Origin of the sequence: Rhodopseudomonas sp. (genome assembly GCF_036404135.1) — a bacterium.
In the GTDB taxonomy this organism is placed as follows: Bacteria; Pseudomonadota; Alphaproteobacteria; order Rhizobiales; family Xanthobacteraceae; genus Rhodopseudomonas_A.
On record NZ_DASWPE010000195.1, the window covers coordinates 1 to 10,799 of the forward strand.

At 66.8% G+C, this 10,799-nt stretch carries 7 protein-coding genes and 1 pseudogene; 3 read left to right on the top strand and 5 right to left on the bottom strand.

Annotated elements, in window-relative coordinates; translation table 11 throughout:
* Positions 1–663 precede the first annotated feature (663 nt).
* The 3 genes from VGC77_RS21305 to VGC77_RS21315 form a co-directional block, all read right to left on the bottom strand.
* A complete protein-coding gene (locus VGC77_RS21305; protein ID WP_331173556.1) occupies positions 664–2,958 on the bottom strand; it encodes a transglycosylase domain-containing protein in 2,295 nt (764 codons plus the stop codon).
* A gap of 156 nt (positions 2,959–3,114) precedes the next feature.
* Complete coding sequence (locus tag VGC77_RS21310; protein WP_331173557.1) at positions 3,115–4,605, bottom strand: NAD-dependent succinate-semialdehyde dehydrogenase; 1,491 nt, start codon at positions 4,603–4,605, stop codon at positions 3,115–3,117.
* 156 nt (positions 4,606–4,761) lie between these two features.
* Positions 4,762–5,091, bottom strand: a complete 330-nt coding sequence (locus tag VGC77_RS21315) for a hypothetical protein (RefSeq protein ID WP_331173558.1) — start codon at positions 5,089–5,091, stop codon at positions 4,762–4,764.
* A 274-nt stretch (positions 5,092–5,365) separates the two neighbouring features.
* Here VGC77_RS21315 and VGC77_RS21320 point away from each other — a divergent pair, with 274 nt between their 5' ends.
* Positions 5,366–6,553 (top strand): serine hydrolase domain-containing protein, encoded by a 1,188-nt coding sequence (locus VGC77_RS21320; protein WP_331173559.1) that lies wholly within the window; start codon positions 5,366–5,368, stop codon positions 6,551–6,553.
* Positions 6,554–6,684: 131 nt separating this feature from the next.
* Here VGC77_RS21320 and VGC77_RS21325 read toward each other — a convergent pair whose 3' ends face one another.
* Positions 6,685–7,686 (bottom strand): adenosine kinase, encoded by a 1,002-nt coding sequence (locus VGC77_RS21325; protein ID WP_331173560.1) that lies wholly within the window; start codon positions 7,684–7,686, stop codon positions 6,685–6,687.
* Between the two features lie 141 nt (positions 7,687–7,827).
* Between VGC77_RS21325 and murJ the strand changes: the two genes are divergently transcribed.
* Positions 7,828–9,381, top strand: coding sequence for a murein biosynthesis integral membrane protein MurJ (murJ, locus tag VGC77_RS21330; protein ID WP_331173561.1), 1,554 nt, complete (start codon positions 7,828–7,830; stop codon positions 9,379–9,381).
* Between the two features lie 67 nt (positions 9,382–9,448).
* A complete protein-coding gene (trpS, locus tag VGC77_RS21335) occupies positions 9,449–10,498 on the top strand; it encodes a tryptophan--tRNA ligase (RefSeq protein WP_331173562.1) in 1,050 nt (349 codons plus the stop codon).
* Positions 10,499–10,682: 184 nt separating this feature from the next.
* On the opposite strand, the pseudogene VGC77_RS21340 reads toward trpS, so the two are convergent.
* A pseudogene (locus VGC77_RS21340) lies at positions 10,683–10,799 on the bottom strand (IS110 family transposase); the annotation flags it as partial.

Below are 10,799 nucleotides of genomic sequence, written 5' to 3' on the forward strand. Positions count from 1 at the left end.
CGAGATCGGCCTCCGGCGCTTCGCCGCGCTGCAGTGCACCGAAGCGCGCTTCCGCCAGCCCCTGGTTCACCGCGCGCAGCCGGTCGGCGCGCTCCGGGTGACCATAGGGAGTGTCGTGCTCGAGACAGGCCGGATGCGTGATGTACAGTGTGGTCATGAAAATCCACCTGGCGCTTGCGCTGCGCGGTTGTGTCACCTCAATCTAGTTGCTTACGGCGTGTTGCGAAAGGGCCGCCTAAAGGCGTAGGGCGAAAGCCGACCGAAGCCAGCTAACAGAATGAGCGGTTTGTCGTTGCGCGCCGGTCGGCACGCCGTGCCGGTCGAGACGCTTCCTCGCAGGAGCTATTAGGAAGGACTGTGTCGTCAGCGAGCACTGATTTCACCGGCGTCTTCCCCCTCCCCAGGCCTCCCCCGCAAGCGGGAGAGGGAGTCCGGCTGCCGCCGCCGCAAGGCATTGCTTCTGCTGAATCTCAGCTTCTTTTGAATTTCAGATCGCTCTGGATTGGATCGCTCTGAAATTCGGGGCGGCTCTCTTCTCCTGAGCCCGAGATAGACGGCGTCGTTTCTGTATCCGCGGCGCGCTCCCTCTCCCGCTTGCGGGGGAGGGTTGGGGAGGGGGCTTCTGCCTTTCAGGAAAAACTGCGCGATCGTCCCAACCTGCTGCTACCGCCCGAACAATCGCTCCACTAGCCAGCCGTCGAGGCCGCTGGCGGCTTCGGGCCGAGGCGCGCGTTGCGGCGCGGCGCGGCCGCCGCCGCTGACCGGAATCGGCGGGCTGACTTGCTGATAGCTCGATCCGCCCGGGCTTGGCGTGCCGTAACCGGGTTGCGGCGCATAGCCCGGTTGCGATGTGCTCGGCTGCTGGCCATAGCCCGGCGGCGCAGCACCTTGCGGCCCGTATCCGGGTTGCACGAAGCCCGGATCGCCGCGCGGCAACACTTGCGCCACGGTAGCGGCGTAGCTCTGGCCGGCGCCGGGCAGCGGCACCGGCTGCACGCCCTGATGCGCCGCGCGCATGAACCGCGTCCACACTTCCACCGGCAGGCCGCCGCCGGTGGCCTTCTTGGTCGGCGCGTTGTCGTCATTGCCGAGCCATACCCCGGTGACCAGTTTGCCGGTGAAGCCGATGAACCAGGCGTCGCGGAAATCCTGGCTGGTGCCGGTCTTGCCGGCGGCGGTCCAGCCCGGAATCTCCGCCTTGCGCGCGGTGCCGGAGATCAGCGTCTCCTGCATCATGGTGTTCATCATCGCCACATAACGCGGCTCGATCACCTGCGAAGGCTGATCCTGCGCGCGGTCGTACAACACCTTGTTGCCGTCGACGGTGCGGATCTTCTCCACCACATGCGGAGCCGCGCCGAACCCGCCATTGGCGAACGGTGCGTAGGCACCGACCAGTTCGACCACCGACACCCCGGAGGTGCCGAGCGCGATCGAGGCGTTGGGCTCCAGCTTGGAAGCGATGCCGAGCCGGTGCGCGGTGCGCACCACATTCTTGGCGCCGACCTCGAGTCCGAGCCGCACCGCCACGGTGTTGAGCGACATCGCCAAAGCCTGCGTCAGCGTCACCGCGCCGAAATATTCATGGCCGTAATTCTCCGGCCGCCAGCCCTTGACGTCGATCGGGGCGTCCTGCCGGATGGTGTCTGGCGTCAGCCCGGCCTCGACCGCGGTCAGATAGACGAACGGCTTGAACGCCGAGCCGGGTTGCCGCCTGGCGGTGACCGCGCGATTGAACTGGCTGTCGGCGTAGTTGCGCCCGCCCACCATGGCGCGCACCGCGCCGTCCGGGGTCATCGCCACCAGTGCGCCCTGCGAGACGTTGAACTTGACGCTTTTCGCCGCCAGTTCGTCGATGATTGCGGCTTCCGCCACCGCTTGCAGCTTCGGATCGATCGAGGTTTCGACGATGATCGACTGATCGATCTGGCCGACCAGATCGTCGAGCACCTCGCCGATCCAGTCGGCGACGTAGTTGATGGTGCCGGCGCCGGTCGGCTTCACCGTGCCGGACGGGTTGGCGCTCGCCACCTGGGCCTGCGCCTGGGTGATGAAGCCGGCGTCGGCCATCGCGCCGAGCACGGTCTTGGCGCGATTTTCCGCGCCCTCCGGATTGCGGTTCGGGGCGAGGCGAGACGGCGATTTGACGAGGCCCGCCAGCATCGCGGCCTCCGCCAGCGTGACGTTTTTCGCCGACTTGCCGAAATAGCGCTGCGCCGCGGCCTCCACGCCATAGGCGCCGGAGCCGAAATACACCCGGTTGAGATAGAGCTCGAGAATTTCACTCTTGGAATGCTTGCGTTCCAGCCACAGCGCCAGCTCGACCTCCTGCAGCTTGCGCTGCAGCGTGCGCTCCTGGGTCAGGAACAGGTTTTTGGCGAGCTGCTGGGTCAGCGTCGAGCCGCCCTGCGAGACGCCGCGATGCATGACGTTGGCGGCGGCGGCGCGCGCGATGCCGATCGGGTCGACGCCGTAATGCTCGTAGAAGCGGCGGTCCTCGATGGCGATGAAGGCCTTCGGCAAGTAGGGCGGCACGTCCTTCAGCGCGATATTGGTGCCGGCCTGTTCGCCGCGGGTGGCGAGCGCGCTGCCGTCGACGCCGATGATCTGGATGGTCGGCGGCCGCTTCGGGATCTCCAGCGCCTGGATCGCCGGCAGATGCGCGCCGACATAGATCAGCAGGCCGACCACCGCGATCACGCCCCAGATCGCCGCCACCGCGCCCCAATAGAACAGCCGGAAGATCGCCGCGCCAATCGCGCCGCGCGGTTTCTTCTTCGGGGACTTCGCCGGCTTCTTGCCCTCGGCTTTTTTCGGCGCCTCGGGTTTCGGCTTGATCAGCTTTTCGTCGGGCGGCCCGATGCGGTCCTGCACCGACAGCTTGAGGCCGGACAGCGACGACGCCAGGTCGAACACCGGCTCCTGCCGCGCGCCGCCTTTCTTCTTGCCCCACGCCATCCGAAAACGCCCACCCGACAGATCGGCGAGCTTAGACGGCGGGATTTAAAGCCACGTTAAACCACGGTTAAGACTAGGGTTCCGGGATCGCGAGAAAGCCCTGCGGCGCAGCACTTTCATCGCTGCTTAACCTTAAGCGCGGTTAACGCCTTTGGCTCAAATTCCCGCCATCATCACGTATTTGATCTCGACATATTCCTCCATGCCGTGATGCGAGCCCTCGCGACCAAGCCCGCTTTCCTTGATGCCGCCGAACGGCGCCACTTCGGTGGTGATCAGCCCGGTGTTGACGCCGACCATGCCGGCCTCCAGCGCCTCGGCGACCCGCCACACCCGGCCGAGATCGCGGGCGTAGAAATACGACGCCAGTCCGAACGGCGATTTGTTGGCGAACTTGATTACCTCGTCCTCATCCTTGAAGCGGAACACCGGCGCCAGCGGGCCGAAGGTTTCCTCATGCGCCACCAGCGCATCGGGCCGGACGTTGGCGAGCACCGTCGGCTCGAAGAAGCTGCCGCCGAGCGCATGGCGCTTGCCGCCGGTGATCACGGTGGCGCCATTCGCCAGCGCATCGGCGATGTGGCGCTCGGTCTTCTCCACCGCGGCCTGGTTGATCAGCGGGCCTTGCGTGACGCCTTTCTCGGTGCCGTCGCCGACCGTCAGTGCGGCGACCTTGGCGGCGAGCTTTTCGACGAAGGCGTCGTAGACCTTGTCCTGGACGTAGATCCGGTTGGCGCAGACGCAGGTCTGCCCCATGTTGCGATATTTCGACACCATCGCGCCGTCGACCGCGGCGTCGACATCGGCGTCGTCGAACACGATGAACGGCGCGTTGCCGCCGAGTTCAAGCCCGAGTTTCTTTACCCCGACCGCGGCCTGCTGGTACAAGATCTTGCCGACCTCGGTGGAGCCGGTGAAGCCGACGAAGCGCACCGCCGGATGCTCGCACAGCACCTTGCCGATCGCCGAGGCCTGGCCGGTGACGATGCTGAACACGCCTTTCGGCAGTCCGGCCTGTTCCGCCAGGGCGGCCAACGCCAGCGCCGAGAACGGCGTCTCGTTGGCCGGCTTCAGCACCACGGTGCAACCGGCGGCGAGCGCCGGTGACACCTTGCGGGTGATCATCGAATTGGGGAAATTCCACGGCGTGATCGCGCCGCACACGCCAATGGGCTGCTTGATAGCGATCAGCCGGGCGTCCGGCCGCTGCGTCGGGATGGTTTCGCCATAGACCCGGCGGGCCTCTTCGGCGAAGAACTCGACATAGGCGGCGCCGATGTCGACTTCGCCAAGCGCCTCGCTGAGCGGCTTGCCCTGTTCCGAGGTCAGGATCAGCGCCAGATCCTCGCGGTTGGCGACGATCAGTTCGTACCATTTGCGCAGGATGTTGGAGCGCTGCTTGGCGGTGAGCTTGGCCCAGGCCGGAAACGCGCGCTGCGCCGCCTCCACCGCCTGCGTTGTTTCGACCGCGCCGAGCTTAGGCACTTTGCCGAGTTCGCTGTCGTTGACCGGGTTGCTGACCACGGTCTGCGGCGTTCCGGTCCATTGCCCGTCGATGTAGCAGGCCTGGCGCAGCAGCGAGGGGTCGTTGAGACGGTCGCGCAGCGACAGCGAGGCGGATTGCGAACGGGCGGCGGTGGTCGACATCGGCATTCTCCAGCGCGGGGGGGAGGGGGCCGGCTGGCCCGGCCTTCGCGATGGATTATAGGCGCGAAATTGCCGGCGCGCACCGGCCGCACCGGCTGCGCTGACGATGTGTTGAGCCGATTTGTTGCGCCGATCCGGGAAGGCCGTGGCGCCAGCTCAGGCGGCGCCGCGCAGATAGGTTTCGCGGCGGCCGATCATCCGCTCGGCGGCGATGCGGGCGTCGGCCTTGCTGGCGGTGGCGCAGATCCGGTATTCCAGCGCCGGAAACGCCGCAGCGTTGCGCCGACCGAAAAACGACGCCAGCGAGCGCGGCGTCACCTGCAAGCCGGCCAGCGCCTGCGCGACATTGTCGACGGCGCCGAAATCGAACAATTCGCCGGTGTTGGCGTAGCGCACTTCGTAGATGCCGGGACCGATCGGCGCCTCGATGTTCTCGCCGCGTCCCGGCCGCGGATAGGATTTCCAACCACCCCAGCCTACAATCATGGTCTGCCTTTCGCAGCCGACTGGCCGCATGTTGGTTGCTGCACAAAGCTGATGTCTGCGGCAGCGTGCAAATGGTTCAGGGCGGTCCGGTTCCGCTTGCCGCGTCGATGGCGGAGCGTCGGATTTTGAACATCGTCGCCCAGCAATCGTTCCCCGGGGCTTGCGCGCCGCGCTCATTCCGGAAAATCGCTGGGATTATCGTAAACAACCCCGCTTGCCGGATCGCAATCTGCGGACAACACTGCCGCTGCAACGAAAAAAGCGGGAGGATGCCATGCAGGAGCAAGCGCGGATCGATCAGTTATTGCGGCAGCAGGCCGAAGCCGGGGAGATCCCCGGCATGGTCGCGATCGCGGCGACGGGCAGCGAAATCGTGTATCAGGGCGCGTTCGGCCGGCGCGACCTGTCGAAGCCGGAGCCGATGACGCCGGACAGCGTGTTCTGGATCGCCTCGATGACTAAGGCGGTCACCGCCGCCGGCGCCATGCAACTCGTCGAACAGGGCAAAATGGCGCTGGACGAGCCGGTCGGCCGGCTGCTGCCGGAACTGGCCGCGCCGCAGCTGCTGGAGGGCTTCGACGCCGACGGCACGCCGAAGCTGCGGCCGGCGACCGTCCCGATCACGCTGCGGCACCTGCTGACCCACACCTCGGGGCTGTGCTACGACATGTGGAACGCCGACATGGTGACCTATCGCGACAGGCTCGGCCTGCCGCGGGTGACCTCGTGTCTCAATGCGGCGCTGCAGGTTCCGATCATGGCGGAGCCCGGCAGCCGCTGGGAATACGGCATCGGGCTGGATTTCGTCGGCAAGGCGATCGAGGCCGCGACCGGGCTGCGGCTCGACGCTTACTTGCGCGATCATATCCTGGCGCCGCTCGGCATGACCGACACCGCCTTCAAGATCGGCGCGACGCAGCGCCAGCGGCTGGTGGCGATGCATTTCCGGGGTCCCGACGGTTCGCTGGCGCCGATCCCGTTCGAATTGCCGCAGGAGCCGGAATTCCACATGGGCGGGGGCGGGCTGTACGGCACCGCGCCGGACTACATCAAGTTCGCGCAGATGATCCTGAACAAGGGGCGCGGCAACGGCCAGCAGATCCTGCAGCCGGAGACCGTGGCGCTGATGGGCCAGAACCATATCGGCGAGCTTTGCGTCGGCAAGATGAGTTCGGCGATCGCGTTCGCCACCAACGACGTCGACCTCTATCCCGACATCGACAAGAAATGGGGGCTGAGCTTCCTGATCAACGCCGCGGTGACGCCGGAGGGCCGCAGCGCCGGCAGCCTGGCCTGGGCCGGGCTCGCCAACACCTATTACTGGATCGATCCGTCGCGCGACATCTGCGGGGTGATCCTGATGCAGCTATTGCCGTTCGCTGACGCCAAATGCCTGGCGGCGTTTTCCGGCTTCGAGCGCGCCGTCTATGCAAGTCTGAACGCGGCGCAACGCGCGGCGTGAAATTCGCCGTCATCCAGAGGAGGCGCGTAGCGCCGTCTCGAAGGATGGCGGCGGCACACACCCTTGCGTCATCCTTCGAGACGCCGCGCAAAGATGCGCGGCCCTCAGGATGACGCCACTCGCGCGGCGAACTACACCGGCAGCCCGTGCTGCTGCGCCAATTGCTTCAGCGACACCTGCGGGCGGGCGCCGATGTGCTGGATCACTTCGCCGGCGGCGAGCGCGCCGAGCCGGCCGGCGTCCTCGTAGCTGGTGCCGCGCACCAGCCCGAACAGGAAGCCCGCGGCGAACAGGTCGCCGGCGCCGGTGGTATCGACCAGCGTCTCGATCTTCGAGGCCGGCACCAGCGTGATGGTCTCGGGCGCCACCACCGCGCAGCCCTTTTCGCTGCGGGTGACGACGCCGAGCGCCACGTCATGCTGCAACTGGTTCAGCGCGGTGTCGAAATCCGCGGTCTGATACAAGGAATGCAGTTCGGATTCGTTGGCGAAGATCAGGTCGACGGTGCCCGAGCGCATCAGCTCGAGGAACTCGCTGCGGTAGCGGTCGACGCAGAACGGATCGGACAGCGTCAGCGCCACCTGGCGGCCGGCGCCGTGCGCGATCTTCGACGCCTTCAGGAAGGCGTCCTTGGCGTTCTTCGGGTCCCACAGATAGCCTTCCAGATAGGTCAGCGAGGCGGCGGCGATCTGCTCCGGATCGATGTCGTCGGGGCCAAGCTCCTGCGCCGCGCCGAGATAGGTGTTCATGGTGCGCTCGCCGTCCGGCGTCACCAGGATGTAGGAACAGCCGGTCGCGGGTCCGTCGACGGCCGGCTTGGTGGCGAACGTCACCTCGGCGGCGCGGATGTCGTGGCTGTACAGCCGGCCGATCTGGTCGTCCTTGACCTTGCCGACATAGGCGGCGCGGGCGCCGAAATTGGCGAGGCCAACGATGGTGTTGGCGGCCGAGCCGCCGGACATTTCCACCGCCTGGCCCATTTCGGCGTAGATCGCAGCAGCCCGCGGCTCGTCGATCAGCGCCATGCCGCCCTTCACCATGCCGTGCTTGAGCAGGAAGTCGTCTTCGGTCCGCACCAGCACGTCGAAGATCGCGTTGCCGATTCCGAGCACGTCGTATTTCGCTGAGGTCATGAGATTTGTCCCGTGGGGCGATTGCGAGGGCGCGGAAACCCGGACGAATGGCCGGCATGCGCTGCAGGTTTGTCAAATCGGATGGCGCGACCTATCACGTTCCCCCCGACGCCAGCAAGGTTGCGCCCTGCCGATGGTTTCATGATCCGCCCGCTGCTCACCGTCTCCTCCGGCACGCTGGCGTCGCGGCTGTTGGGATTCGTTCGCGACGCGCTGGTGGCGGCGCTGCTCGGCGCCGGCCCGGTGGCGGATGCGTTCCTGGTGGCGTTTCAGCTGGTCAATGTGATCCGCCGGCTGTTGACCGAGGGCGCGCTGAACGCCGCTTTGGTGCCGGCCTGGCTGCGGCTACGTGAGGCCGAGGGGCAGGTTGCCGCCGCGGCGTTCGCCGGCCGGGTGCTCGGCACCGTGAGCACGGCGCTGGTGGTGGCGGCGGCGCTGATCGGGCTCGCGATGCCGCTGTTGATCGCGCTGCTGGCGCCGGGCTTTGTCGGCGGGCCCAGTCTCACGCTCGCCGTCGACGACGCCCGGCTGATGCTGCCCTATCTGGCGTTTGCCGGCCCGGTCACCGTGCTGATGGGGATTCTGAATGCGCAGCAGCGTTTCGCGCTGACCGCGTTCTCGCCCTTGTTGTTCAATCTGGCGCTGATCGCGGTGATGGTCGCGCTGCTGCTGCGGCCGCGAGATGCCGCCGACGCCGCGCTGTTGATGGCCGCTACCATCGGCATCGCCGGCCTGCTGCAACTCGCGATGCTGGCCTGGCGGCGCGGCGACGCGGTGGCGACGCCGCTGCGGGTTTCGTTCGATGCCGAGATGCGCGGCTTTTTCGCCAAGGCGGTTCCGGGGATGCTGGCGAATTCCGGGCCGCAATTGCTGATCGTCGGCGGCGCGATCGTGGCCTCGGGTTCGCCGGCGCTGGTGTCGTGGCTGTATTTCGCCAACCGGCTGATCGAACTGCCGCTCGGCATCGTCGGCACCGCGATGGGCACCGTGCTGGTGCCGCAACTGAGCCGCGCGGTGCAGGGCGACGACACGGCGGCGATCGCGCAGGCGGAATCCCGCGCGCTCGAGCTCGCGGTCGGGCTGGCGCTGCCGGCGATGCTCGGGCTGATCGTGCTGCGCGAGCCGATCGTGCGGCTGTTGTTCGAACACGGCGCGTTCGGCGCGGCCGATGCCGCCGCCACCGCGCAGGCCTTGGCGTTTCTGGCGCTCGGCCTGCCGGCGCATGTCGCGGTGAAGGCGATCGCGCCGGCGTTCTTCGCCCGCGACAACACCAGCGCGCCGCTCCGCGCCATGCTCGGCGGGCTCGGTCTCGCCATCGTGACCGCGATGCCGCTCGGCGCGCTGTTCGGCGTCGGCGGCATCGCCGCCGCGGTGGCGCTCGGCGCCTGGGGCTCGGCCGGGCTGCTGATCCGGCAGGCTGCGGCTTCGTTCGGCTTTGCGATCGACGTGTCGGCGCGGCGGCGATTGCTGCTGATCGCCGCCGCAGCCTTGGCGATGGCCGCGCTGTTGGCGCTGAAGGCGCGCTTCGCGCTGCCCTTGGTGGCGGGCGCCCCGCTCGCGGTACAGGCGCTGGGGCTAGGCCTGGTGATCGCGGGCGGCGTCATCATCTATGGCGGGCTGTTGATGCTGGCGGGCGTCGTCAACCCCTCAGAGCTGCTGCGCGCGCTTCGCCGGCCTGATCGCTTGCGCGACTGACGCTTGCATGGCAGAGCACGGCGCCTGACGGCAGGCAATGGTGCAAGACGCTCGCGGGAACAGCAACATGACGATCGAACGGGTTTTCTCCGGCGTGCAGCCGACCGGCAATCTCCACCTCGGCAACTACCTCGGCGCGATCGTCAATTTCGTCAAATTGCAGGCCACCCATAATTGCATCTATTGCGTGGTCGACCTGCACGCCATGACGATGCCGATCGCGGTCTGGGGCGGCCCGGAGGGGTTGCGCCACAACACCCGCGAGGTTACCGCGGCGTTCATCGCCTCGGGCATCGACCCCAAAAAGCAGATCATCTTCAACCAGAGCCAGGTCGCCGAACACGCCGAACTGGCCTGGGTGTTCAATTGCGTGGCCCGGCTGGGTTGGCTCAACCGGATGATCCAGTTCAAGGAAAAGGCCGGCAAGGACCGCGAAAACGCCTCCGTTGGACTTTATGATTATCCGGTGCTGATGGCCTCCGACATCCTGGTGTACCGCGCCACCCACGTCCCGGTCGGCGAGGACCAGAAACAGCATCTGGAACTGACCCGCGACATCGCGCAGAAGTTCAACAACGACTTTTCCGCCTCGATCGCCGCGCAAGGCTATGGCGAGGCCTATTTCCCGCTGCCGGAGCCGGTGATCGCCGGGCCGGCGACGCGGGTGATGAGCCTGCGCGACGGCACCAAGAAGATGTCGAAATCCGATCCGTCGGATTATTCGCGGATCAACCTCACCGACGACGCCGACGCCATCGCGCAGAAGATCCGCAAGGCCAAGACCGATCCGGAGCCGTTGCCGAGCGAGGAAAAGGGCCTCGAGCCGCGCCCCGAAGCCGACAATCTGGTCGGCATCTATGCGGCGCTCGCCGGCAAGCCGAAATCCGAGGTGCTCGCCGAATTCGGCGGCGCGCAGTTTTCCGGCTTCAAGTCCAATTTGGTGGATCTGGCGGTGTCGAAGCTCGCGCCGCTCGCCGCCGAGATGAAGCGGCTCAGCGCCGATACCGCTTACGTCGATTCGGTGCTGGCCGACGGCGCCGACCGCGCCCGAATCATCGCCGCCGAGACCATGGCTGCGGTGAAGGACATCGTCGGGCTGGTGCGCAAGAAGGGCTGAACCTGTTTCTGGATTGCGTCCCTATCCGCGCATTGGCGTCATCCTGAGGTGCGAAGCCGCTCTTGCGGCGAGCCTCGAAGGATGGGCCGCGGGCACGCTGTTCGATCCACCCGGCGTCATCCTTCGAGGCGGCCCCGCAGCGCCAATGCGCTGCGTGGCCGCGCCTCAGCGACTGTCTTGGTTGTCAAGCGTTTTGCCATGGCTGATTGTCCCGCAGGATTGCGTTGAGGGTGGTGAGGAGCTTTCGGGCGACGGCGATCAGGGCGACCATTTTGGGCTTACCAGCGCTGATCAGGCGCTG

Coding starts and splice junctions, on each gene's coding strand:
- VGC77_RS21305 (WP_331173556.1), bottom strand. CDS start 2,958: ATGGCGTGGGGCAAGAAGAAAGGCGGCGCGCGGCAGGAGCCGGTGTTC.
- VGC77_RS21310 (WP_331173557.1), bottom strand. CDS start 4,605: ATGTCGACCACCGCCGCCCGTTCGCAATCCGCCTCGCTGTCGCTGCGC.
- VGC77_RS21315 (WP_331173558.1), bottom strand. CDS start 5,091: ATGATTGTAGGCTGGGGTGGTTGGAAATCCTATCCGCGGCCGGGACGC.
- VGC77_RS21320 (WP_331173559.1), top strand. CDS start 5,366: ATGCAGGAGCAAGCGCGGATCGATCAGTTATTGCGGCAGCAGGCCGAA.
- VGC77_RS21325 (WP_331173560.1), bottom strand. CDS start 7,686: ATGACCTCAGCGAAATACGACGTGCTCGGAATCGGCAACGCGATCTTC.
- murJ (WP_331173561.1), top strand. CDS start 7,828: ATGATCCGCCCGCTGCTCACCGTCTCCTCCGGCACGCTGGCGTCGCGG.
- trpS (WP_331173562.1), top strand. CDS start 9,449: ATGACGATCGAACGGGTTTTCTCCGGCGTGCAGCCGACCGGCAATCTC.